The organism is Luteimicrobium xylanilyticum, assembly GCF_009429125.1.
Classification (GTDB): Bacteria; Actinomycetota; Actinomycetes; order Actinomycetales; family Cellulomonadaceae; genus Luteimicrobium; species Luteimicrobium xylanilyticum.
In genome coordinates this window covers 708,411-733,143 of record NZ_CP045529.1, presented here as the reverse complement: position 1 = coordinate 733,143, position 24,733 = coordinate 708,411, and the positions used below count along the sequence as shown (strand labels likewise).

Annotated in this window: 19 protein-coding genes and 1 pseudogene; 13 read left to right on the top strand and 7 right to left on the bottom strand. The window is 71.4% G+C overall.

Translation table 11 applies throughout. The features are described 5' to 3' along the window. Positions 1-28: 28 nt before the first annotated feature. The 3 genes from KDY119_RS03150 to KDY119_RS03140 all read right to left on the bottom strand — a co-directional run bounded on the left by KDY119_RS03150 (position 29) and on the right by KDY119_RS03140 (position 3,327). Entirely contained in the window at positions 29-1,384 is a 1,356-nt protein-coding gene (locus KDY119_RS03150; RefSeq protein WP_153021923.1) for an ABC transporter substrate-binding protein, read from the bottom strand. A gap of 102 nt (positions 1,385-1,486) precedes the next feature. Beyond that, the gene (locus KDY119_RS03145) at positions 1,487-2,380 is read right to left on the bottom strand and encodes a carbohydrate ABC transporter permease (protein ID WP_051136819.1); all 894 of its coding nucleotides are present in this window, start codon (positions 2,378-2,380) and stop codon (positions 1,487-1,489) included. Next, entirely contained in the window at positions 2,377-3,327 is a 951-nt protein-coding gene (locus KDY119_RS03140) for a carbohydrate ABC transporter permease (protein ID WP_036953548.1), read from the bottom strand. The genes KDY119_RS03145 and KDY119_RS03140 overlap by 4 nt, the downstream gene beginning before the upstream one ends. A gap of 107 nt (positions 3,328-3,434) precedes the next feature. Here KDY119_RS03140 and KDY119_RS03135 point away from each other — a divergent pair, with 107 nt between their 5' ends. Continuing rightward, positions 3,435-4,469 (top strand): LacI family DNA-binding transcriptional regulator, encoded by a 1,035-nt coding sequence (locus tag KDY119_RS03135; RefSeq protein ID WP_036953555.1) that lies wholly within the window; start codon positions 3,435-3,437, stop codon positions 4,467-4,469. A gap of 141 nt (positions 4,470-4,610) precedes the next feature. Here the strand turns inward: KDY119_RS03135 and KDY119_RS03130 are convergent. After that, positions 4,611-5,105 (bottom strand): annotated as a pseudogene (locus tag KDY119_RS03130) (IS5 family transposase); the annotation flags it as partial. A 271-nt stretch (positions 5,106-5,376) separates the two neighbouring features. After that, positions 5,377-6,048, bottom strand: a complete 672-nt coding sequence (locus KDY119_RS03125) for a FadR/GntR family transcriptional regulator (RefSeq protein ID WP_036953557.1) — start codon at positions 6,046-6,048, stop codon at positions 5,377-5,379. Positions 6,049-6,382: 334 nt separating this feature from the next. Here KDY119_RS03125 and KDY119_RS03120 point away from each other — a divergent pair, with 334 nt between their 5' ends. From KDY119_RS03120 to KDY119_RS03075, 10 genes are all read left to right on the top strand, one after another. After that, the gene (locus KDY119_RS03120; protein WP_051136820.1) at positions 6,383-7,720 is read left to right on the top strand and encodes an enolase C-terminal domain-like protein; all 1,338 of its coding nucleotides are present in this window, start codon (positions 6,383-6,385) and stop codon (positions 7,718-7,720) included. Between the two features lie 58 nt (positions 7,721-7,778). Next, complete coding sequence (locus KDY119_RS03115) at positions 7,779-8,840, top strand: sugar ABC transporter substrate-binding protein (protein WP_036953560.1); 1,062 nt, start codon at positions 7,779-7,781, stop codon at positions 8,838-8,840. Positions 8,841-8,922: 82 nt separating this feature from the next. Next, the gene (locus KDY119_RS03110) at positions 8,923-10,464 is read left to right on the top strand and encodes a sugar ABC transporter ATP-binding protein (protein ID WP_036953562.1); all 1,542 of its coding nucleotides are present in this window, start codon (positions 8,923-8,925) and stop codon (positions 10,462-10,464) included. Beyond that, complete coding sequence (locus KDY119_RS03105; protein ID WP_227994500.1) at positions 10,454-11,533, top strand: ABC transporter permease; 1,080 nt, start codon at positions 10,454-10,456, stop codon at positions 11,531-11,533. The genes KDY119_RS03110 and KDY119_RS03105 overlap by 11 nt, the downstream gene beginning before the upstream one ends. Positions 11,534-11,610: 77 nt before the next feature. Next, complete coding sequence (locus KDY119_RS03100; RefSeq protein ID WP_153021922.1) at positions 11,611-12,450, top strand: fumarylacetoacetate hydrolase family protein; 840 nt, start codon at positions 11,611-11,613, stop codon at positions 12,448-12,450. Then, positions 12,447-13,232 carry an SDR family NAD(P)-dependent oxidoreductase gene (locus tag KDY119_RS03095; protein ID WP_153021921.1) on the top strand — a complete coding sequence of 262 codons (786 nt, stop codon included), beginning with the start codon at positions 12,447-12,449 and terminating at the stop codon, positions 13,230-13,232. Before KDY119_RS03100 ends, KDY119_RS03095 begins: the two co-directional genes overlap by 4 nt. Continuing rightward, positions 13,229-13,570, top strand: coding sequence for an L-rhamnose mutarotase (locus tag KDY119_RS03090; RefSeq protein ID WP_036953571.1), 342 nt, complete (start codon positions 13,229-13,231; stop codon positions 13,568-13,570). Before KDY119_RS03095 ends, KDY119_RS03090 begins: the two co-directional genes overlap by 4 nt. 33 nt (positions 13,571-13,603) lie before the next feature. After that, positions 13,604-14,455, top strand: coding sequence for an amidohydrolase family protein (locus tag KDY119_RS03085; RefSeq protein WP_036953574.1), 852 nt, complete (start codon positions 13,604-13,606; stop codon positions 14,453-14,455). Continuing rightward, positions 14,452-15,459 (top strand): aldo/keto reductase, encoded by a 1,008-nt coding sequence (locus KDY119_RS03080; protein ID WP_153021920.1) that lies wholly within the window; start codon positions 14,452-14,454, stop codon positions 15,457-15,459. The genes KDY119_RS03085 and KDY119_RS03080 overlap by 4 nt, the downstream gene beginning before the upstream one ends. Next, positions 15,456-15,638, top strand: a complete 183-nt coding sequence (locus KDY119_RS03075; protein ID WP_036953577.1) for a Sec-independent protein translocase subunit TatA/TatB — start codon at positions 15,456-15,458, stop codon at positions 15,636-15,638. Before KDY119_RS03080 ends, KDY119_RS03075 begins: the two co-directional genes overlap by 4 nt. A 3-nt stretch (positions 15,639-15,641) precedes the next feature. Here KDY119_RS03075 and KDY119_RS03070 read toward each other — a convergent pair whose 3' ends face one another. After that, on the bottom strand, positions 15,642-16,697 hold the full coding sequence (locus tag KDY119_RS03070; protein WP_083891058.1) for a LacI family DNA-binding transcriptional regulator: 1,056 nt from the start codon (positions 16,695-16,697) through the stop codon (positions 15,642-15,644). A gap of 194 nt (positions 16,698-16,891) precedes the next feature. On the opposite strand from KDY119_RS03070, the gene KDY119_RS03065 reads away from it, so the two are divergent. Then, positions 16,892-17,707 (top strand): DeoR/GlpR family DNA-binding transcription regulator, encoded by an 816-nt coding sequence (locus KDY119_RS03065; RefSeq protein ID WP_051136822.1) that lies wholly within the window; start codon positions 16,892-16,894, stop codon positions 17,705-17,707. A gap of 131 nt (positions 17,708-17,838) precedes the next feature. After that, positions 17,839-19,374, top strand: coding sequence for an arabinosylfuranosidase ArfA (gene arfA, locus KDY119_RS03060; RefSeq protein WP_153021919.1), 1,536 nt, complete (start codon positions 17,839-17,841; stop codon positions 19,372-19,374). A 90-nt stretch (positions 19,375-19,464) separates the two neighbouring features. Here arfA and KDY119_RS03055 read toward each other — a convergent pair whose 3' ends face one another. Then, the gene (locus KDY119_RS03055) at positions 19,465-24,507 is read right to left on the bottom strand and encodes a family 43 glycosylhydrolase (RefSeq protein WP_051136823.1); all 5,043 of its coding nucleotides are present in this window, start codon (positions 24,505-24,507) and stop codon (positions 19,465-19,467) included. Positions 24,508-24,733: the final 226 nt, after the last annotated feature.

Here is a 24,733-nt window from a genome sequence, read left to right as displayed (position 1 = left end):
ACGCCCGACCGGTGCTGCGTGCAGCCGGCTACTTGTTGACCGTGAAGCCCTGCTCGTTGCCGTACTTCACGTTGGCGTCCTGCCACTGCTGCAGCGCGGCGTTGATGTCGCTCTTGCCCGAGTAGGCCTTGCCGACGTAGTCCGCGTAGATGCTGTTGGCGTAGGACTGCCAGGGCAGGTACTGCCAGCCGGTGCCCACCGAGTTCGCAGCGTCGACGAGCACCTTGTTGATCTGCTGGCCGCCGAAGTAGTCCGACTTGTAGTCGAGGAACGAGTCCGCGTTGAGGTCCTTCACGGTCGACGGGAAGCCACCCGACTTGAGGAACACGCTGATGGAGTCCTCCGACGAGTTCAGCCACTTGAGGAAGCCGGCCGCGAGCTCCTTGTTCTTCGACTGCGCGGTCACCGCCTCCGAGCTGCCGCCGTTCTCGGACGTCACCGCGGTGCCGCCGTCGTACGTGGGCATGGGGGCGACGCGCCAGTCACCCGAGCCGCCCTTGGCACCGGACTCGAGGACGCCCGGCATCCAGGCACCGATGGGGAGCGACGCGATCTTGCCGTCGGCGAGCGCCGAGTACCACTCGTCGGTCCAGCCCGAGATCTGGCTCATGAGCCCGCCCTGGACGAGCTGGTTCCAGGTGTCGGCCCACTTCTTGGTGCCGTCGTCCTGGAGGTTGACGGTGACGTTCGAGCCGTCCGCCTTGAACGGGCGGCCGCCGGCCTGCCAGATCATCGAGGTGCCGAACCCGGCGTCCGTGCCCGAGTCGTTGGTGATGTAGTACGACGGGTCGGCCGCGTGGAGCTTCTTCGCGTCGGCGATGTACTGGTCCCACGTCTTGGGGACGGTGAGCCCGAACTTGTCGAACGTCTTCTTGTTGAAGAAGAGCGCCATCGGCCCGGAGTCCTGAGGCAGCGCCCAGATGCCGTCCTGCTGAGCGACCGAGCCCCACGTCGAGGCGGTGTAGAGGTCCTTGAGGTCACCGAAGCCGTACTTCGTCAGGTCCTCGACGCCCTTGGACAGGATGAACTGCGGCAGCGACTGGTACTCGATCTGCACGACGTCGGGGGCGCCGGAGCCCGCCGAGATCGCGTTCTGCAGCTTGAGGTTGTTGTCGTTGGCGCTGCCCGTGTTCACGAGGTTGACCTTGACGTTCGGGTACGCCTTCTCGAACGCGGCGACCTGGTCCTTCGCGGACGGCGTCCACGTCCAGTAGGTGATCGTCCCGCCCTTCTGGAGGGCCGCGTCGATCGAGGCCGCGGCCTGGGTCGAGTCGTCGGTGCTCTTCGAGCCGCTGTCGTTGCCGCTCGAGCAGGCCGAGAGCGCCAGACCGATCGCGAGCACCGCGGCGCTCGCGACCGTCGCCCGCTTCATGTGTGCCTTCATGGGGAGTTTCCTTCCACTTCTTCGGAGTCAGGAGAACCGATGGTTGGGTGTTGACGTGAACATGGAGTGCCGTGGTCGCCCCCGGCATCCCGCGGACGCCGGCTACTGCTTGACGCTGCCGGCGCTGAGGCCGGACTGCCAGAACCGCTGCAGCAGCAGGAAGATGACGACGATCGGGATGATCGTCAGGAGGGATCCGGTGATGACGAGGTTGAAGATCGGGTTCGACCCGACGCCCGTCGCCTGCTGGTTCCACTGCGTGAGCCCGATGGTCAACGGGAACAGCTTGGGATCGTTGAGCATGATCAGCGGCAGGAAGTAGTTGTTCCACACGGCCACGACCGAGAACAGCGCGACCGTGACGATGCCGGGCGTGAGCAGCTTGATCGAGATGGTGAAGAACGTCCTCAGCTCGCCCGCGCCGTCGACCCTGGCAGCCTCGAGGAGCTCCGTCGGGACGGCGTCCACGGCGTAGACCCAGACGAGGTAGAGCCCGAACGGCGAGATGAGCGACGGGATGATGATCGCCCAGATCGTGTTCGTCAGGCCCATCTTGCTGAAGAGCAGGAACGTCGGCACCGCCAGGGCCGTGCCGGGCACGGCGATGGCCCCGAGCACGGTCGCGAACACCGCCCTCTTGCCCGGGAGCGTGTACTTGGCGAGCCCGTAGCCGGCGAGCGTCGCGAGCAGCGTCGCACCGCCCGCGCCCGCGACGACGTACAGGAGCGTGTTCCCGAACCAGCGCAGGAAGATGCTGTCGTCGTAGGTCAGCGTGTCCTTGATGTTGCTGAAGAACGAGAACGGCCCGGAGAACCAGAGGCCGAACGACCCGAACAGCGAGTCCTGGCTCTTGGTCGAGCTGATCAGGAGCCACGCGAGCGGCAGGAGCGCGTAGATCACCATGAGCGCCATGACGATCGTCAGCAGCGGCGACTTGCGGGGCGCCATCAGGCCCTTCGCCTGGTGCGAGGTCCGGTCGAGGGCGGGGGCGGTCATCGCTGCTCCTGTCGGTTGCCGCGCAGCTGCACGACGTAGGCGATCACGGCCGTGATCACACCCATGACGATCGCCACGGTCGCGGCGTAGTTCACCTGCTGGCCGAAGAAGCTGAGGTTGTACGCGTACATGTTGGGCGTGTAGTAGGTGGTGATCAGGCCCGGCGCGAGGGGCTTGAGGATGTTCGGCTCGTTGAAGAGCTGGAAGCTCCCGATGATCGAGAAGATCGTGGCGATCACGATCGCGCCGCGCAGGGCGGGGAGCTTGATGCTGCGGACGATCCGGAACTGGCCGGCGCCGTCGAGCGCCGCCGCCTCGTAGAGGTCACCGGGGATGGTCCGCAGCGCGGAGTAGAAGATCAGCATGTTGTAGCCGACGAACTCCCACGTGACGATGTTGCCGATCGACGGCAGGATCCACGTCTGGCTGAACGGCTTGAGCACGTCGTGGCCGAGGAAGTCGTTGACGTTCCCCGCGAGGCCCATGCGGTCGGAGTAGAGGAAGCCCCACATCAGCACCGCCACGACGCCGGGCACGGCGTACGGGAGGAAGATCCCGAGCCGCATGAACGCGCTCCCGAGGAGGCGGCGCGAGTCGATCGCCAGGGCGGCGAAGAGCGCCAGGCACAGCATGATCGGCACCTGGATCACGAGGAACACGAGCACGCGCACCGCGCCCTCGCGCAGCTTCGGGTCGCTGAACGCCTGCGTGTAGTTCTGGAACCAGACGAAGTGGTCGCCGCCGATGAGCTGGTGGCGGAAGAGGCTCAGGTAGACCGAGTAGGCCACCGGCGCCAGGAAGACCAGCAGGAACACGATCATGAAGGGCGCCACGAAGATCCAGCCGCGCCAGTTGCGCGGGGCCTTCGCCTTCGCCGTCGGGCGTCCCGAGGCTCTCGAGGGTGGCGGCGTCACCGCTGCCACGTCCACGGGTGTGGTGGTCGTCATCGTCCAGGCCCTCGTCGGTCCGCCAGCGGCGCTCGCTGCCGCTGTGTTATCGCAAACATACAAACAACCTCGAACAGATGTCAACGCAAACATGTTACGGTTTGGTCATGGTGGCACTGACGTCCGCCGGCGACGCGCAGGCGCGCCGCCGTCCTCCCTCGATGGCCGAGGTAGCAGCGCTGGCCGGCGTCTCAGCGCAGACCGTCTCCCGGGTCGCCAACGGCCGGACCAACGTGGAGCAGGCCACCCGCGAGCGCGTCCTGGCCGCCATGGGAACCCTCGGCTACCGGCCCAACCGTGCTGCCCGCGCCCTCCGCTCGGGCCGCTCGCGCAGCATCGGCGTCCTCGTCTACACGCTGACCTCCTACGGCTCCACCCGGACCGTCAACGGGATCGCGCTCGAGGCCGCGAAGGCCGGCTACTCCGTCACGCTCATCCCGCTCGCCTCGCCCGAGCCCGCCGACGTCAGCGCGGCGTTCGAGACCCTCGCGGAGCAGTCCGTCGACGGGGCCGCGATCCTCCTCGAGGTCCAGCGGATGACCGCCGCGGAGATCGTCCTGCCCACCGACCTGCCGGTCGTCGTCGTCGACTCGGGGCCGCCCACGCGCTACCCGGCGATCGACAACGACCAGGCGCGCGGGGCACGTCTCGCCACGGAGCACCTGCTCGGCCTCGGCCACCGCAACGTCTGGCACATCGCGGGGCCGCAGGCGTCGCACTCCGCCGAGGTGCGCCGCACCACCTGGGAGAAGACCCTCCGGGACGCGGGCGCCCCCGTGCCCGAGGTCCAGCGAGGCGACTGGAGCCCCGAGGCCGGCTACGCCATCGGCTCCCGGCTCGCCGAGGATCCCGCGGTGACCGCAGTCTTCGCGGCGAACGACCAGATGGCGCTCGGCGTCCTGCGGGCGTTGCACGACGCCGGCCGCGACGTCCCCGGCGACGTCAGCGTCGTGGGGTTCGACGACATGCCCGAGTCGGCCAGCTTCCAACCGCCGCTCACTACGATCCACCAGCACTTCGACCGGATCGGTGTCGAGTGCGTGTCCGCGCTCCTCGAGGAGATCGAGAACGGCGAGCGCCAGGATCACGCCCTGGTCCCCGTCGAGCTCGTCGTGCGAGCCAGCACCGCACCGCCCGCGTGACCCCCGGTCCGGGCACGGCCCGGACCCGGCCGGCGCAGACGACGGACGGCGGCCGCCGGGACCCCGTGAGGCCCCGACGACCGCCGTCGCCCGCGGGTCAGCCGCAGCTCACCGCGTCCCAGGCGACCTAGGGCGTGTCTCCTAACTGCGTAGCCAGACGATGATGGCGGCCAGGACGACCGCGCCGCGGTAGATCGTGGCGTGCTTGTCGTAACGGGTGGCCAGGGCGCGCCACTGTTTGAGCAGGTTGAAGGACCGTTCGACGACGTTGCGCTTCTTGTACTTCTCGAAGTCAGTCACCGGTGGCCGACCGCCGGCGGAGCCCTTGCGCTTGCGGTTGGCCTTCTGGTCGGCGCGTTCGGGGATCACGGCCTGGATGCGCCGGGCGCGCAGGTCGGCGCGGGTGGCTGCGGACGAGTAGGCCTTGTCCGCGAGCAACGCGTCCGGCGTCGTGCGTGGGCGACCGACCTCGCGGGGTACCCAGACGTCGGCCAGGACGGCCTTGAGCTGCTGGCCGTCGTGACACTGCCCAGCGGTCACGACCGCGGCCAAGGGCCGGCCCCGACCGTCCACCGCGTGGTGGACCTTGGTCGTCAGCCCACCACGAGATCTTCCGATCCCGTGACCTGCAGGTTCGTTGTGGACAGGCTCGCGTCGTTGCGGGGCAAGTGCTGCCGCGGCCCGCGGGCCGCGATGTTCACGTCACCATGGTGACGTAAACACGGCTACTGTGGTCCCCGTCACCCGGGGTGTCAAGCGCTCGGCGCCGAGCGCACGGTCCCCCGGGACCCGTCACGAGGCGCCGCGCCGAGGCTGCGCCCGACCCACGAGGAGGCACCGTGCCACCACGGCCACCGCACGGGCGGGCGCCTCGCGAGGTCCGGACCGACCGGCCCGGGGACCCGGCTCAGAGGCTCTGCCGGAGCCACGCCTCCACGCCGCCCACGTGCACCTCGGCCCACGCGCGGGCCAGGTCCGCGTCCCCCACCGCGATCGCACCGAGGATCGCGGCGTGCTCCGCGAGCGTGCGCGCGAGCGCACCCTCCTCGGTGATTCCGCGCCACGTGCGCGCCCGGTGCGTCCGGCTCGAGACGCTCTCGACGAGCGACGCGAGGACGGGGTTGCCCGCGAGCTCGGCCACGGCCCGGTGGAACTCGACGTCCACCGCGACGAGCTCCTCGACCGGGGAGTCGGCGTCGGCGCCGGCAAGGATCGCACGCAGGCGCTCGACGTCGTCCGGCCCGGCACGCCGGGCTGCCCGCGCGCTCGCGGCGGGCTCCAGGATCCGCCGGACCTCGAGCAGGTCGAGCACGCTCGAGTCCTGGTGGAAGTCGGCGATGAAGCTCAGGGTGTCGACGAGCGACTCGCTCGACAGGCTCGAGACGTACGTCCCGTCACCCTGGCGCACGTCGAGGATGCGCAGCAGCGAGAGCGCGCGGACCGCCTCGCGCAGCGAGCTGCGGGAGAGCCCGAGGTCGGCGGCAAGGTCCGCCTCGCGCGGCAGGCGCTGCCCGGGCTGGAGCTCGCCCGAGGCGATCATGCCCCGGAGCTTGTCGATCGCCTGGTCCGTGACTGCCATCCGTGATCCCTCCGCTCGTCGCGACCTGCGGGGCGCGCTCCTGAGCCCGAGTCTGGGCCACCGAGCGAGCGGCCCACAATCCGGGTCGGCGCCGTCGCCGCACCCCGGGGGCTTTACATGCCCGCCGTCCGCCACTATAACTGTCAGACATCGGATGTCTTCGGGGCTAAATGCGCTTATCACGGGCGAACAACGCTTTGCACCGGGGAAACATCCGACTGCTGATCGCTCCTCCACGGAAGGTGGACACAGTGGACACCGACGTCCCTCGCACTGCACGGCCCTGCCGCGCAGTCCGCACGCACCCGGCCGGCCGACGCTCCGAGGGCCACGCATGAGCGGGGTCTTCGAGCCCTTCACGGTGGTCGACGTCCGGTTCCCGACCTCGCGCGACCTCGACGGCTCCGACGCCATGAACCCCGACCCCGACTACTCCGCCGCGTACGTCGAGGTGCCCACCTCGACCGGCGAGAGCGGCGTCGGGTTCGTGTTCACGATCGGCCGCGGCAACGAGGTCGCCGTGAGCGCGATCCGCGCCGTCGAGGACCTCGTCGTCGGGCTCGACGTCGACGCGACGCTCGCCGACCTCGGCGGCCTCTGGAAGCGCCTCGTGCACGACTCCCAGCTGCGCTGGCTCGGACCCGAGAAGGGCGTCGTCCACATGGCCGTCGGCGCCGTCGTGAACGCCGTCTGGGACCTGCGGGCCAAGCGCGAGGGCAAGCCGCTGTGGCGCCTGCTCGCCGAGCTCAGCCCCGAGGAGACCGTGGCGCTCGTCGACTTCCGCCACCTCACCGACGTGCTCGACGAGGACCGTGCCCTCGAGCTCCTGCGCGCCGCCGAGCCGGGCAAGGCCGCGCGCATCGCCGAGCTCGAGGAGCACGGCTACCCCGCGTACACCACGTCCGCGGGCTGGCTCGGGTACTCCGACGAGAAGGTGCGCCGGCTCGTGCGCGAGGCTCTCGACGACGGCTTCACCCACCTCAAGCTCAAGGTGGGCGCCGACGCCGACGACGACGCCCGCCGCGTCGGCATGGTCCGCGAGCTCGTCGGCCCCGACGTGCGGCTGTCGATCGACGCGAACCAGGTCTGGGAGGTGCCCGAGGCCGTCTCGACCGTCGCGCGCCTCGCCCCCTACGACCTCACCTGGGTCGAGGAGCCGACGAGCCCCGACGACATCCTGGGGCTCCGGGCGGTCGCCGAGGGCGTCGCCCCGGTGCTCGTCGCGACCGGCGAGCACGTCGCCAACCGCATCGTCTTCAAGCAGCTCCTGGCGACCGGGGCGATCGGCGTGTGCCAGATCGACGCGTGCCGGGTCGCGGGCGTCAACGAGAACATCGCGATCCTCCTGCTCGCCGCCCAGCACGGCGTCCCCGTCTGCCCGCACGCCGGCGGCGTCGGGCTGTGCGAGGTCGTCCAGCACCTGTCCTTCTTCGACTACGCCGCCGTCAGCGGCAGCCAGGAAGGCCGCTGGATCGAGTTCGTCGACCACCTGCACGAGCACTTCGTCGAGCCGGCGCGCATCGAGCGCGGCCGGTACACCGCGCCCCGGCTCCCCGGCTCGGGCGCCCAGCTCCTCGACGCCAGCGTCGAGCGCTACCGCTACCCCGACGGGCCGGCCTGGACCGACACCGTCGCCGAACCCACGCACACCGAGCTGACGCCGGCCGGCTGACCGGCGTCCCCACACCCAGGCCCTTTCGCGGGCCGTTTCTCGAAGGAGAGAAAGCACCGTGCGACTCAAGACCACCCTCGCGGCCACCGCGGCGGCGACCTCCGTGTTCCTCCTCGCGGCCTGCAGCTCCGGCGGAGGCGACGCGAGCTCGACGTCAGGGGGCGGCAGCTCCTCGCCGCTCGTCGGCGTCGACTACCCGCGCTCCGACTCCGACTTCTGGAACGCCTACATCAAGTACGTGCCCGAGATGGCGAAGACCGTCGGCGTCCAGCTCAAGACGACGAGCTCGCAGAACGACATCTCCAAGCTCGCCGACAACGTCCAGACGCTCGTCGCGCAGGGCGTCAAGGGCGTCGTCATCGCCCCTCAGGACACCGCCGCCGTCATCCCGACGCTCCAGCAGCTCGCGGCCAAGAAGATCCCCGTCGTCTCGATCGACACGCGGCCCGACTCGGGCAAGGTCTACATGGTCGTGCGCACCGACAACGTGTCCTACGGCGAGAAGGCCTGCCAGTACATCGGCAAGGAGCTCGGCGGGAAGGGCAACGTCGTGATGTTCGAGGGCGACCTGTCGTCCATCAACGGCCGCGACCGCACGCAGGGCTTCAACGACTGCATGAAGAAGAACTTCCCGAGCATCAAGGTGTTCGGCGAGCCGACCAAGTGGGACCCGCCGACCGCCGTGTCCCAGCTCAACACCGTGCTGGCCGGCAACAAGGTCGACGCGATCTACATGCAGGCCTCGATCTTCCTGCCCTCGACGCTGCAGGCGCTCAAGCAGAAGGGCCTGCTGAAGAAGCGCGGCGAGGACGGGCACATCGTCATCGTGTCCAACGACGGCGTCCCGGCCGAGTTCCAGGCCATCAAGGACGGCACGATGGACGCCACGGTCTCCCAGCCGGCCGACCTCTACGCCAAGTACGGCCTGCAGTTCATCAAGGACGCCATCGCCGGCAAGACGTACCAGCCCGGCGACGACGGCCACGGCGGAAAGATCGTCAAGGTCGGCGACGAGATGCTCGAGGACCAGATCCCGGCGCCCCTCGTCACCGTCGACGGCAAGTTCGACGGCTCCGTCGCGGTGACCGACCAGAGCCTGTGGGGCAACCAGGTCGGCTGACCCAGCCGCCACGAGCGCGGCCGGCCCGGGCGGCACGCCCGGCCGGGCCGGCCGCAGCACACGCGAGACGAGGAAGCAGAGGATGACGACGGAGTCGACCCAGACGGCGGTGCCTGTCGCGCCCGGTGGTGAGCCACCGGTCGTGCAGGTCGCCGGGGTGAGCAAGAGGTTCGGGGCCACCCAGGCCCTGCGGGACGTGCAGCTGACCGTCGCGCCCGGCGAGGTCCACGCGCTGGTCGGACGCAACGGGGCCGGGAAGTCGACGCTCGTGTCGATCCTCACCGGCCTGCAGGCGCCCGACACGGGCACCGTGACGTACGGGGGCGAGCCGGCGCCGCCCCTCACCGACCGCGACGCCTGGCGGAGCCGGGTCGCGTGCGTGTACCAGCACCTGATGATCCTCGACGACCTCACGGTCGCCGAGAACCTGTTCGTCAACCGGCAGGCCGAGAACGGGCGCCCCATCCGGTGGCGCGAGCTCGAGACGCGGGCGAAGGCCCTGCTCGACGAGTGGGAGATCGACGTCGACCCGCGGCAGCCCGCGCGCGAGCTCACGGTCGAGCAGCGCCAGCTCGTCGAGATCGCGCGCGCCCTGTCCTACGGCGCCCGGTTCGTGATCCTCGACGAGCCGACGGCGCGCCTCGACGCCGCGGGGATCGCGCGGCTGTTCGCCCGGATCCGGCGGCTCCAGGAGCAGGGCGTCACGTTCCTGTACATCAGCCACCACCTGCAGGAGATCTTCGACCTGTGCCAGTCCGTCACGGTGTACCGCGACGCGCAGCACATCGTGACGGCACGCATCGACGAGCTCTCCCGCACCCAGCTCGTCGAGGCCATGACGGGCGAGAAGGTGCGCGACCGCGAGGACCCGCGACCGCCCCTGCCCACGACCGACGAGCGCGTGCTCGAGGTCCGCGACCTCGCCGCCGACGAGTACCGCGGCGTGAGCTTCGACGTCAGGCCCGGCGAGATCGTCGGGCTCGCCGGTGCCGGCGGGAGCGGCAAGACGGCGCTCGCCGAGGCGCTCGTCGGGCTGCGCCGACCGCAGTCCGGGGAGGTCCTGCTCGACGGCGTGGCGCAGCGCCTGGGCAGCGTCCCGCGTGCGCTCGCGGCGGGGATCGGCTTCGTCCCGCAGGACCGGCGCGCCGAGGGCTACGTCCCGGGCCTGTCGATCGAGGAGAACCTCACGATGACCGTCCCGCACCGGCTCGGCCGGTTCGGCGTCGTGAGCCCCAAGCGGCGTGCCGCGCTCGCGTGGACGCTGATCGACCGGCTCGACATCGTCCCCCGCCGCCCCGAGCAGGAGGTCGGCGACCTGTCGGGCGGCAACCAGCAGAAGGTGGTCGCCGGCCGCGCGATCGCCGACGACCCGCGGCTGCTCGTCATGATGGCGCCGACCGCCGGGGTCGACGTGAAGTCCAAGGAGTCCCTGATGGCCACCGCGGTCGACACGGCCCGCGGCCGGGCGGGGGTCGTCGTCGTGACGGACGACCTCGACGACCTGCGCTACTGCCACCGGGTGCTCGTCCTCTTCCGCGGCGACGTCGTCGCGGAGCTGACCGGAACGTGGGACGACCGTGAGCTCGTCTCCGCCATGGAAGGAGTGGATCTCGGTGATCGATGAGGTGACCGAACGCGTCGACGACCCGTCGACGACGAAGGGTGCGGCCTCGGCCGGCGCCCCCGCGGCAGGTCGCCCGTCGGGGTCGATCGGCACGCTGTCGCTGAAGAACGTCCGGCTCGCACGGTTCCGCGACCTCGCGCTCGTGCCCCCGATCATCCTCGTGGTGGTCGTCGGGTGCTTCGTGTCGCCGAACTTCCTGACCTGGCGCAACTGGCAGGACGTCCTGGTGTCGATGTCGTGGATCGGCCTGCTGGTCCTCGCGGAGGGCCTCGTCCTGCTCACGGGCAAGATGGACCTCTCGCTCGAGTCGACCGTCGGGCTCGCGCCCGGCGTGGCCGTGTGGCTCACACTGCCCAAGGGCATCAACCACGGCCTCGACCTGGTCTCCCCCGGCTGGGCCATCCCCATCACGCTCGCGGTCGGCCTGGTGATCGGCCTCATCAACGCGGGGCTCATCGTCAAGCTCGGGCTCAACGCGTTCATCGTGACGCTGGGCATGCTCATCACGCTGCGCGGGCTGCTCACCGGGATCTCGGGCGGGCAGACGTTCTTCGGCATGCAGGGCTCGATGATGTACCTCGGCACGGGCAGCTGGCTCGGCGTGCCCGTCGCGATCTGGGTCTGCGTGCTCGCGTACGTCGTCGCGGTCCTCGCCCTGCGCTACCTGCGTGCGGGCCGCGCGCTCTACGCGATCGGCGGCAACGTCGACGCCGCCCGCGCCGCCGGGATCCGGACCGACCGCACCGTGGCGGGGGTCCTGATCCTCGCGAGCGTGCTCGCGGCGCTCGCCGGGATCATGCTGTCCGGCCACCTCGCGTCGGTGGCGTCGAACCAGGGCGACGGGGCGATCTTCACGGTCTTCGCCGCCGCCGTCATCGGCGGGGTGAGCCTCAACGGCGGCCGGGGCAGCCTCGTCGGCGCGTTCACCGGCATCCTCCTGCTCTACCTGGTCCAGAACGTCCTCACGTTCGGCGGGGTGAGCGGCGAGTGGTTCGACTTCCTCAACGGCGCCGTGATCCTCGTCGTCCTCATCATCACGCGCGTCGTCGCCGGCCGGTCCAAGGACTGACCGGAGCGACCGCCCGCACCCAGCCCGGGGCCCGCACGGACCCCGCACCCGACCCCCGCACCTCAGTAAGGAGCACGATGCGCATCGCACGACACGGAGCCCCGGGGCAGGAACGGCCCGTGGCGGCCGGTCCCGACGGCACCTGGCGCGACCTGTCCACGGTCGTCGACGACGTCACCCCGGCGACGCTGGCCCGCGTCCTCGCGCTCGGGACCGACGAGCTGACCGCGCTGCCGGCGGCGCCCGAGCCCGCACGGGTCGGCGCCCCCGTCTCCCGGCCGGGCAAGGTCGTCTGCATCGGCGTGAACTACCGCGCGCACGCGGCCGAGACGAGCCACGACGAGCCCGAGGAGCCGGTCGTGTTCCTCAAGACGGCGCAGACCGTCGTCGGGCCGGACGACACCGTGCTCATCCCCCGGGGGTCCACGAAGACGGACTGGGAGGTGGAGCTGGCGGTCGTGATCGGTCGCGAGGCGCGCTACCTCGACTCGCCCGAGGCGGCGCGGGCGTGCGTCGCGGGCTACGCGATCAGCAACGACGTGTCCGAGCGCGAGCTGCAGCTCGAGCGCGGCGGGACGTGGGACAAGGGCAAGAACTGCGAGACGTTCAACCCGCTCGGCCCGTGGCTGCTGTCCGCCGACGAGGTCACCGACCCGCAGGCGCTGGGGCTCCGGCTGTGGGTCAACGGCGAGCTGCGCCAGGACGGCTCGACGGCGCAGATGATCTTCGGCGTCGACCACCTCGTCTGGTACCTGAGCCAGGTGATGGTGCTCGAGCCGGGCGACGTCGTGAACACGGGCACCCCCGCCGGGGTCGCCCTGGGCCGGCCCGACACCCCGTACCTGCGTGCGGGCGACGTCGTCGAGCTCGAGATCGACGGCCTCGGCCGGCAGCGCCAGACGATGGGGGCGGCGTGACGGCGCCCGCGGGCACCGACCCGCTCGCCGGCCTCCGGGTCCTGGTCACCGGGGGCGCGTCCGGCCTGGGGCTCGCCACGGCGCGGCACTTCGCCGCGCGCGGCGCTCGCGTCGCGGTGCTCGACCGCACCCCGCTCGCCGACGCGGACGACTCGGCCTCCCTCGCGGCCGTGGTCGCCGACGTGACCGACGACGCGTCCGTCGGCCGCGCAGTCGCCGCCGCCGTCGAGGAGCTGGGCGGGCTCGACGTGCTCGTCAACAACGCCGGGATCGGGGCGCAGGGCCGCGTGGAGGACAACCCCGACGACGAGTGGCACAGGGTCCTCGACGTGAACGTGGTCGGGCTGGTGCGGGTGACGCGGGCGGCCCTGCCGGCCCTGCGCACGTCGGGCCGCGGCGCGATCGTCAACACGTGCTCGATCGCCGCGACCGCGGGGCTGCCCGACCGGGCCCTGTACTCGGCGAGCAAGGGAGCGGTCCTGTCCCTGACGCGCGCCATGGCAGCCGACCTCGTCCGCGAGGGCGTGCGCGTCAACTGCGTCAGCCCCGGCACCGCGGACACGCCCTGGATCGGCCGGCTGCTCGACGCGGCCCCCGACCCCGCCGCCGAGCGCGCCGCGCTCGAGGCCCGTCAGCCGCACGGCCGGCTCGTGAGCGCGGACGAGGTCGCCGGCGCCGTGGCGTACCTGGCCTCGCCGGCCTCGTCCTCCACGACCGGGGTCTCGCTCGCCGTCGACGGCGGCATGGACGCGCTGCGCCTGCGCCCGGTGGGCGCGTCGTGACCGGCGGCCCGCGGGTCCGCCGGGTGGCGCAGGTGGTCCGCCTGCGCCCCGGGCACGAGGAGGAGTACCGGGTCCTGCACCGCGAGGTGCCCGAGCCCGTCCTCGCCGCCCTGCGGGCCGCGCACGTGCGGAACTACTCCATCTTCGAGCGGGACGGGCTGCTGCTCGCGTACCTCGAGTACACGGGCGACGACCTCGAGGCCGACCTCGCGCGCGTCGCGCAGGACCCGGCGACCCGCGCGTGGTGGAGCCGGACCGACCCGTGCCAGGAGCCCGTCGCGTCGGCCGGTCCGGGGACCTGGTGGGCCGACGCGACCGAGCTGTTCCACCTCGACTGACCGACCCGGACCGAGCACCTGGAGGGAGCCGCCGTGCGCATCGACGCGCATCACCACGTGTGGGACCTGGCGGTCCGCGACCAGCCGTGGACCGCCGGGCTGCCCGCGCTGCGGCGGTCGTTCACGATGGACGACCTGCGTCCGGCCCTGCGCCGGAACGGCGTCGACGCGACCGTCGTGGTCCAGACCGTGTGCGTGGCCGAGGAGACCCCGGAGCTGCTCGCGCTGTCCGCGAAGGACCCCGACGTGGCCGGCGTGGTGGGCTGGGTCGACCTCACCGCCCCCGACGTGGCCGACCGGCTCGCGGGGCTGCTCGAGGCGCCGGGCGGCGAGCGGCTCGTCGGGATCCGGCACCAGGTCCAGGAGGAGCCCGACCCGCGCTGGCTGTGCCGGCCGGACGTGCGCCGCGGGCTGCGCGCGGTCGCCGAGGCGGGTCTGGCCTACGACCTGGTCGTGCTCCCGGCGCAGCTCGACACGGTCGTCGAGACGGTGCGCGCGCTCCCCGAGGTCCGCTTCGTGCTCGACCACGCCGGGAAGCCGCCGATCGCGCGCGGCGCGCTCGAGCCGTGGGCGACGCACGTCCGGGGGCTCGCGGCCGAGCCGGGGGTCGCCGTCAAGCTGTCGGGTCTCGTGACGGAGGCCGACCATGCGGCCTGGACGGTCGAGGACCTGCGTCCGTACGCGTCGACGGTGCTCGAGGCGTACGGCCCGGGTCGGACGATGGCCGGGTCCGACTGGCCGGTCTGCCTGCTGGCGGCGGGCTACGACGACGTCGCCGCTGCCACGGACGCGCTGCTCGCCGGCGCGTCGGACGACGAGCGCGACCTCGTCCTGGGCGGCGCGGCCGCCCGCTGGTACCACCTGAGGACGAAGGAGCTGTCATGAACCGGGACCGTGGCCTGCCCCGCCGGGCGCTCGGGCGCACCGCCGTGCGGGTGACGGAGCTGGGCTTCGGTGCCGCGCCCGTCGGGAACCTCTACCGCGCCGTCGACGACGCGCAGGCGCGCGACGCGGTCGACGCCGCGTGGGCGGGCGGGGTGCGCTACTTCGACACCGCGCCGCACTACGGCCTCGGGCTGTCCGAGCGTCGCCTCGGCGACGCGCTCCGCGACCGCCCCCGCGACGAGTACGTCGTGTCGACCAAGGTCGGGCGCCTCTTGGTGCCCAACCCCGCGCCCACGGGCTCCGACCTCGCCTCGGGCGGGTTCGCGGTCCCGGACGACCTGACCCGGGCGCGGGACTACTCGCGCGACGGCGTCCTGCGCAGCCTCGACGCGAGCCTCGAGCGTCTGGGGCTCGACCGGGTCGACGTCGTCTACGTCCACGACCCCGAGGACTTCATGGGCCCGGCGATCGCCGAGGCCCTGCCCGCGCTGGTCGAGCTGCGCGAGCAGGGCGTCGTCGGGGCGGTCGGCGCGGGCATGAACTTCGTCGACCCGCTCCGCCGGATCGTCGCCGAGGCGGACCTCGACGTCGTCATGGTGGCGGGGCGCTGGACCCTCGCCGACCGCTCCGCGGCCCCGCTGCTCGACGACTGCGCCGGCCGTGGCGTGTCCGTGGTCGCCGCCGCCCCGTTCAACTCGGGCCTGCTCGCGCGGCCGTGGCCGCCCGACGACGCCCGGTTCGACTACGACACCGCCCCCGACGAGGTCCTCGGGCGGGCGCGCCGCCTCGCGTCGGCCTGCGACGCGCAGGGCACCGTCCTGCCCCACGCCGCGATGCGCTTCCCGCTGCGGTCCCCGGCCGTGGCCGCCATCGTCGCGGGCTTCGGCTCGGCGGCGCACGCCGCGTCGGGCGCGCGCTGGGTCGGCGAGCCGCTGAGCGACGCCCAGTGGGCCGCCGTCGACCGAGCCGACCTGAACCCCACCCCCACCGGAGGTCCCCGATGAAGCCGATCCACTACGTCGTGCTGCTGCTCGTCGTACTGCTCCTGTTCGGCGCGCGCCGCCTGCCCGAGCTCGCGAGGAGCGTCGGGCAGTCGCTGCGTGCGTTCAGGAGCGAGGTCCAGGACGCGCCCGAGGCAGCCCCCCTGGTGCCGCCCGCGACCGCGCCCGAGCGCGAGCAGTAGGAGTCAGCGCGGACGAGGCGGCGCCACGCTCCCCCGCTCCACGAGCTCGACCCCGACGACGACGCGCAGGTCCGTGAGCACCTCGCCGCGGAGCTGACGCAGGACCATGTCCACGAGCTCGCGCCCGATCCGGGGGAAGTCCTGCCGGACCGTGGTCAGCGGGGGCCAGAGGTACTCCGACAGCGGCAGGTCGTCGAAGCCGACGACGCTGACGTCCTCGGGGACGCGCAGCCCCTCCTCGTGGAGCGCGCGCATGACGCCGACGGCCATCTCGTCGTTGGCCGCGAAGACCGCGGTCACGTCGGGGTCGGCGGCGAGCCTCCGGCCGAGCTCGTAGCCCGACCGGGCGGACCAGTCGCCGTGGAGCGGCGCGACGGAGGGACGGCCGCTCGCCGCCAGGAGCTCCTCCCACGCCTCGACGCGCATCGTGGCGGGGATCGACGTCTCGGGGCCGGCCACGTGGTGGACCGTGCGGTGCCCGGCGTCGAGGAGGTGCTGGACCGCTTGGCGGGTGCCGGACTCCTGGTCGGCCGCCACCGTGGGGTGGTGGCCGGCGAAGCGCGAGTCGGAGACCGCGACGGGCAGCCGGTCCGGCAGGACGAGGCTCGTGGGCGACGCCGGCTCGGCGCGGATGATGACGAGCCCGTCGATCGACTGGTGGCTCAGACGCTGGACGGCCTCCGAGACGTCGGACGCCTCGGGGTGCTCGACGTCGACGAGGGTGATGGTGTAGCCCGCGGCACGCGTGGCCTCGACGACGGCCTCGACGGTCCGCGACTCCCCGGTGCGGGCGAGCTGGTGCGCGATGACGCCGATCGTCCGGAAGCTCCCGTTGCGCAGCGCCCGGGCGGCGTGGTTCGGGGAGTAGCCGAGCTGCTCCATCGCGTCGAGCACGCGCTGCCGGGTGTCGGCGCGCACGTTGTCGGCCCCCGTGGAGACCCGGGAGACGGTCTGCGCGGACACCCCGGCGAGCCTGGCGACGTCGCCGATCGAGGGGCCCGTCCTCGGACGCCCTCCGCGACCGCGCGTCCCCGGCGCGACGGCTGGACCTGTCGTCATGGGGGAATCATAGCGATGGTGCCTCGCGCACCTTTCGCGGAGGCCAAGGGCGGTCAGGCCCTGGTTCGCGAGCCGTCCGTCGGCGCGTCGTCCCCCGCGTCTCCCTCGAAAGACAACGCTGTCTGCTGATAACGTTAACAACGGCGGCTCGCCGCCCGAGCCCATCGTCGAGAGCCACGAGGGAGTGAGCGCGCATGCTCGTCGCCGAACGGACCGCCGTCGACGAGGACGAGCACGCCGTGCACCCCTTCGCACGGCGACGCGCGATCGTCGAGCACGTCCGCGCCAACCGCGTCGCCTCCCTGCACGACCTCGCCAGGCTGACCCGCGCGTCCGAGGCGACGATCCGCCGCGACCTGCGCCGGCTCGACGCCGAAGGTCTCCTCGTCCGCCACCGCGGTGGCGCATCCCTCACCCACGCTGCTGCGGCCGCACCCGCGGCCGCCGCCACCACGGACGACGAGGCCGACGACGCCCCGAGCCTGCGTACGATCGCCACGCTCGCCGCCGCGCTGGTCCGGCCCGGCGACACCGTGGCCCTCAGCGCGGGACCCTGCGCACGCGCCGTCGCCCGGGAGCTCGCGGACGTGCCCGGCCTGACGGTCGTCACCAACGCGCTCGTCGTCGCGGTCGAGCTCTCGGCGAGCGACGCCGAGGTCATCCTCACCGGCGGCACGACCCAGCCCGGGACGCTCGCACTGGTCGGCCCGGTCGCGGAGGCCAGCCTGCGCGGGATCCGCGTCGACCATGCGTTCGTCGGCGCCGACGGGCTCACCGCCACGCACGGCCTGTCGGTCCGGACCCCGCTGCTGGCGTCGATCACCCGGGCGCTGGCCGAGACCGCGGGCCAGGTCGTCGCGCTCGCACCGACCCCCACCCTCGGTCGGGACGCGACCATCGTCGCCGTCCCCGCCGAACGGCTAAGCCAGGTCGTCACGGACGCGCGCGACGGGTCCGGCCTGACATCGATGCGCGGGGCGCCTTTCGCACGACTAGCACCCGGGAGCTGACCGCCGGGAGACCGCGACAGCGAGAGGGTCGGGATGCGCCGGTCCTCTTCACGAACATTCAGATGAGAGCGCTAACATCACGTCGCCCGCGCGTCCCGCGCGATCGAGGCCGCAGCAGAAGACGAGGACCGATGACGCACCCCCACGCCCGTGTGACCCTGCACCCCGACTTCCGTGTCGGCACCGTCGACCGGCGGCTGTTCGGCTCGTTCGTCGAGCACCTGGGCCGCGCGGTCTACACCGGGATCTACGAGCCCGGCCACCCGACCGCCGACGAGCACGGCTTCCGCCGCGACGTCGCCGACCTCACCCACGAGCTCGGCGTCACGATACTGCGCTACCCGGGCGGCAACTTCGTCTCGAACTACCGCTGGGAGGACGGCGTCGGCCCCGCCCGGGACCGCAAGCCCTTCCTCGACCTCGCGTGGCGGACCGTCGAGCCCAACCTCGTCGGCACCGACGAGTTCCTGCAGTGGGCCGAGCGCGAGGGCGTCGAGCCGATGATGGCCGTCAACCTCGGGACCCGCGGCGTCGAGGCCGCCGCCGCGCTCGTCGAGTACTGCAACGGTGAGGCCGGCACCCGCTGGGCCGACCTGCGGATCGCGAACGGCCGCACCGAGCCCTACGGCGTCCGCCTCTGGTGCCTCGGCAACGAGATGGACGGGCCCTGGCAGATCGGGCACAAGGACGCCCACGAGTACGGCAAGCTCGCCGCCGAGGCCGGCAAGGCCATGAAGCTCGTCGACCCCGCGATCTCGCTCGTGGTCTGCGGTTCCTCCGCCATGGACATGCCGACGTTCGGCGAGTGGGAGCAGACCGTCCTGTCGTACACCTACGACCTCGTCGACCACATCTCCATGCACGCCTACTACGAGGAGCACGACGGCGACCGCGCCAGCTTCCTCGGGTCCGGGACCGGGATGGACCGGTTCATCCGGCGCGTCGTCGCGTCCGCCGACGCCGTGGCGGCTCGTCGCCGCTCCGACAAGCAGATCACCGTCTCCTTCGACGAGTGGAACGTCTGGTACCTCGACTCCCGCTTCCCCGGCGAGTCGAACCTCCCGATCCAGCGCGACGCCCCCCGCATCATCGAGGACGTCTACTCCGGGCTCGACGCCGTCGTCGTCGGCGACCTGCTCGTCACGCTCCTCAACCACGCCGACCGGGTTCCCGTCGCCTGCCTCGCCCAGCTCGTCAACGTGATCGCGCCGATCATGACCGAGCCCGGCGGCGAGGCCTGGCGCCAGCCCACCTTCCACCCCTTCGCGACGACGGCACGTCTCGCCCGCGGCGAGGCCCTCGACCTCCGCGTGGAGGCGCCGTCGTACGCGACCGCGCGGCACGGGGACGTCCCGCTCGTCACGGCCGCCGCGACCGTCGACGACGACGGAGCCCTCGCCGTCTTCCTCACCAACCGTGGCGACGAGGTCGTCGAGGTCGAGGTGGCCCACGCCGGCGCCGTCGTCACGCTCGAGCAGGGCCGACAGATGCTCGCCGACCGCGAGCCGGCCGTCGCCGGACCCGAGCACGCCGCGAAGGTCCAGCGCGAGTGCTGGTCCACCGTCGACGTCGCGCGCGCCGTGACGCCCGGGAGCGGCGGCTCGACGACGATCCGGCTCGCCCCCGAGTCCTGGACCGCGTTCGAGGGACGCCTCGCGCGCGCCTGACCTACGCCGCCGGGCCGCCCGCCCGCGCCGACACGGCGGCGGCGCCACCCGAGTCCGGGTGACGCCGCCGCCTGTGGTGCGACCGGTCCGTCAGGCCTTCTCCCAGGGGCCGTTCGGGTCGCCCGGCTTCTGGTTCCGCGTCCACCACTGCGCCCGGTAGGTCACGCCCTGATAGACCGCCACGTCACCGGAGCTGAAGATCCGCGACGCCGTCCACACCGCGGTGCCGTCCGACGTCGTCGCGATCTCCTGCCAAGGGCCGGTCACATCACCGGGCTTCTGGTTCTGCGTCCACCACGACGCGAGCCACGTCGACCCGTCGAAGGACACCCGGTCCCCCGTCGTGTAGACCGCCTTCGCGTCCCACGCGGGCGTGTTGGCGACCATCACCTTCTCGGTGATCGTGGTCTTGTTCCCGGCCGTGTCCGTGGCCGTCGCCAGCAGCGTGTGCACCCCGTCGGCGACCGTGGTCGAGTCCCACGTGAACGTCTGCTCGCCCGCCTTCGGCTCGTACGCGTACGACAGCCCCGCCGAGTCCACCCGCAGGTTGTAGGCCTTGAGGCCCTGACCACCCAAGTCCACGGTCACCGGCATCTTCCCGGACACCGTGGCCCCGTCCTTCGGGGTCACGAACGACAGCCGCGGGGGGTTGTTGATCGTGAAGGAGACCTTCTTCTCGGTCGTCTTCCCGTTCGTCCCCACCGCGTCGATCTTGAGACCGTACGCGCCGTTCGCCAGGGCCGTGGTGTCGACGACGAGCGTCGGGTGCAGCCCCGCGTTCGTGGATCCCGCCGCCTTCGTGTTGTCCGTGACCCACGTCTGCCCCGAGCCCTTGTTCAGCTCGACGTACGTGTACTTCACGTCCTTCGCCTCACCACCCAGATCCACGGTGAACGTCACCTTCCCCGACACCGTGTCGCCGTCCGCGACGGAGATCCCGGTGATCTGCGGCGCGGTGGCCGCCGGGACGAAGCGCCACGACGCGACGTCGAAGAGGTGGTCGTCGCCCTCACCCGCGAACGTGAAGAACACGTCGTGCGTCCCGGTGACGGTCTTCGTCAACGGGACGGAGACCGTGGTCCAGTCCGCGTCGTCGCCGCCGGCCGGGACATCGAGCGTCCCGACGACGTCGCCGTCGACGGCGTCCAGGCGCACCTGCACGGTGCCTCCCGACCGGGACCGGACATCGGCGCTGACCCGCGCTGCGCCGTCGTCCCCGAAGTCGACGCCCGAGAGCGCCGTCCACTCGCCGTCGTCGACGTTCGTCAGCACCTGGTCGCCCGAGCTGTCGGACCCCTTCGGCGCTACGCGGATCCCCGAGTCGGCGTCGTAGGCGTCCTGGATCCCGGAGTCCCAGGCGATGGTCGCCGCCGAGATCTCCTGGAACGGGTCGAGCGAGCCGACCTGGTCGACCCCCCGGTAGGTGCCCGTCGCGTGCTCGATCGAGCCGTCGTCGGCCACGGTCACCGTGTCGATCTGCGTCGACCGATAGCCGTGCTCCTTGTCGAGCGAGCCGCCCTTCACGAGCGCCGTCTGGACCGTCTGGGCGTGGTACGTGATGTACCACTGGTCCTTGAACTCGAACATCGCGTGGTGGTTGTTGCCGCCCGCCCCGAAGAAGCTCCCCGGGTTCGCGAGGATCGTGCCCTGGTAGGTGAACGGCCCCATCGGGTTCTTCGACGTCATGTACGCGATGGTCCCGGTCGGGACCTCGTGTCCGTCGATCGTCGCCGAGTGGGAGAAGTTGGTGCAGTACGAGTAGTAGTACGTGTCTCCGATCTTGTTGATCCCCGAGTCCTCGAAGACCCCCGGCGCGTCGATCGTCTCCGCCGACCCCACGGTCGAGACCATGTCGTCACCGAGCTTGATGACGCGCGTCGACTTCGGGTGGTCCGTCTGGTCCGCCGACGACGTCCCGTTCGTGCTCGGGACGCCGCCACCGAAGTACAGGTAGGCGGAGCCGTCGTCGTCCACCAGGACCGCCGGGTCGAACATCCACACGACGCCGGACGTGCCCGGGGTCGAGGAGCTGACGATCGGCTTGCCGATCGGGTCCTTCCACGGTCCCGTCGGCGAGTCGGACGTCAGTACACCGATGCCACCGCCGCTGTTGGCGAAGTACAGGAAGAACTTCTCCTTCCCGTCGATCGTCTTGTGCGTCGCGGCGGGCGCCCACGAGTTCGACGCCCACGTCGCCGCACCGTGCGAGCCGGCGACCTTGATCGCCCCCTCGTTGCGCCAGTTCACCAGGTCGGACGACGAGATCACGTTGATCGTCTGGATCTTGCCGTACGAGTTGTCCTTGACGTTCCCGTCGCCGTCGGTCTCGTACGCCTGGACGACGTTGCCGTCCGCGTCGATGTACGAGCCGTCGCCGGTCATGTACTCGTAGACGCGACCGTCGTAGACCATGGCCCACGGGTCCGCCCCGTACTGGTAGTCCATCAGCGGGTTGGCGTTGCCGACCGTCTTCGCGGGTGCGGCGTCGCCGGCGGGGTGCGTCGGGGTGGTCGCGCGGGCCGTCATCGCGACGTCGTCCACCGAGAAGTCCATGAGGTCGTCCGTGGCGTCGGGCGTACCGGTCCACACGGTCTCGACGAACACCTTCGCCGACCCGACGTCGAAGCCGGTCGCGGGGATCGTGTACGAGCCGCTGATCGTCGCCCACTTCCCCTTCGTGACCGTCGTGGACGCCATGATGTACGCCTTCGACTTGTCCTCGATCGTGACGTTGAACTGCTTGGTCGCCGGCCCGCTCGTGTACCTGACCTTCGCGGCGACGTCGTACGTCGCGCCCGCCGTGACCTTGTCGGCGACGCTCTGCAGCGGGCCGTCACCGGTCTTGGTGCGTCCCGTCACGTCGACGCCGCAGCTCCCTGACGCCGCAGCCGCCGCGGTCACCGCGAGCTGAGCCGTCCCGTTGCCGGTCCACGGCTCGACCGAGCCGGCCTCGAACCCGCCGTTGGCCAGGACGCCGCCGTCGAACGCTCCCGGTCCCGTCACCGACACGTCGTCGACGAGGAAGTCCATCAGGTCGTTCGTGGCGTCCGGGCTACCGGTCCACACGGTCTCGACGAAGACGTGCGCCGAGGCGAGGTCGAGGCCTGACGACGGCACCGTGTAGGACCCCGTGATCGTGGTCCACTCGCCCTTCGTCACCGTCTTCGACGCCATGATGTACGCCTTGTAGTTGGCGTCCTGGACCGTGACGTTGAACTGCTTGGTCGCGGGGCCCGTCGTGTACTTGACCTTCGCGGAGACCTGGTAGGTCACCCCGGCCTCGAGCGCGACGTCCTGGCGCGGACCGTCACCGGTCTTCTCGCGACCGGTGACCGAGACGCTGGTCGTGCCCGACGCCTTGTCGTCCGTTGTCAGTGCGAGCTTCGCCGCGCCGTTGCCGGTCCACGGCGACACCGAGCCGCTCTCGAACCCGCCGTTGGAGACGAGGTCCGACGAGCCGGTGCACGTCGTCGCCAGACCCTGGCCGATCTCGTCGCTCGCGTGGAACCAGTCCACGTCCACGTAGCCGCCCGTCGTCGTGGTCGCGTAGTCGAAGATCGCGAACCGGTAGCCGACGAACTGCGCCAGGTTGTACTCCATACCGACCTGGTCGCCGATCTTCGACCACGAGGTGCCGTCGAGCGACCAGGCGAACGACGCCTTGTTCGCGAAGCCCGTGTAGTCCGCGTCGGCGCGCAGGTAGACCGTGTCGGCGCTCAGCGGCACGGGGGTGCTGCTCGAGACGACCTTGCCGTCTCTGTCGGCGCGTCGCATGACGAGGCTCTTCGCGCCGTCCTTCATCTCGACCGCGACGTAGCCGTACTTCTGCTGGTACGCGGAGATGCCGGCGACGTCACCGTCCTTCATGTGGGACACGTCGAGCTTGATCGCCCCCGAGCTCGTCGGCCCGTACGTGCGCTGGGTGAGCGTGTTGCGCGCGTCGAGGATGCTCGTCACGAGGCTCCCGGTCGTCAGCCGCAGGTAGCCGGGACGGTCGGTGAGCGACCAGTACCGGTTGTCGGGGTTGTGGTTCCACTGCCACTGGAGCTTGAGGTTGGAGCCGTTGTTCGCGTTCTCCGCCGACGCGACGAGGTCGGCGTCGTTCGCGCTGTTCCAGTAGCCCGGCTTCGTGGCGGTGCTGTCGAACTCGTCGGACGAGACGATGCCGGACACCGTGTCCGCCGGGTCGGTGGACGGGTCGGCCGACGCGGCCGCGGCGGGGACGTCCGAGGTCGCGTCGAGCTGGTACTGCGGCCAGCCGTCGTCGGACCAGGTCACCTTGGCGAGCTGGGGCGAGCGCCCGACGGGGCCCTCGTCCTGGAACAGCATCGCGTACCACTGGCCGTCCGCCGCCTGGACCACACCGCCCTGTGCGGCGCCGTCGCCGGACTGTCCCTCGACCGTCGCCTTCTGGCTGAAGACGATCTTGCCCTCCCAGGCGCCGCCGTCGGACTGGGGGGTCAGCGACTTCGAGCGCCAGACGACCTCCTGGCGGATGCCGCTCGTCGGCCACTCGATCATGAAGACGTAGTAGTAGTCGCCGATCGTGTAGGCGTGCGACCCCTCGGCGTTGAGGCCGGCCGTCTGGCCCACGTTGGCGTCGTCGACGATGCGCGTCGCAGCGCCGTCCCACGCGAACGTCCCGTCGCCGTTGCGCTTGAGCTTGCGCAGGTCGAGGGCACCGCCGCCGTAGACGAGGTAGACGTCGTCGCCGTCGAAGAGCAGCGACTGGTCGTGCGCGTAGCCGTCGAGGACGGACGTCGTCCACGGGCCCTTCTCGATGCTCTTCGTCGAGTAGATGTACGTCTTGCCCGTGGTGAGACTGCCGACGGACACGTAGTAGGTGCCGTCGTGGTACCGGATGCTTGCCGCCCAGGTGCCCTTGGCGTACGCGTTCTTGCCGTTCCGGAGCGCCAGCTCGTCGGTGTCGGCGAGGATCGGTGCCGTGTAGCCGACGATCGACCAGTGCACGAGGTCCGTGGAGCGCATGATCGGCACGCTGGGGGCGTAGTACATGGTCGTGGAGACCATGTAGTAGTAGGTGCCGTCGAACGTGACGTCCGGGTCGGGCACGTCCGCGAACATCACCGGGTTGGTGAAGGTCGAGGGGGATGTCGCGGTCGCCGCAGGCACGGCGCTCACCTCCGTGGCATGGGCGGGCAGAGCTCCCGCGCACAGCAGGGCGCCACAGGTCAGCGTGCTGACCAGCAGGCGCGTCGGTCGGGTACGTCTCATCGTCGAGCTTCCCTTCGGTGTTCGGATATCGATATCGAGCGCCCGGAACGCGCCCGACGTGCCGACGCAGGGCCGCCGACCTGCGGGGTCCTCGTCGTCCGGGGTCGTTCCACCGACGCGACCC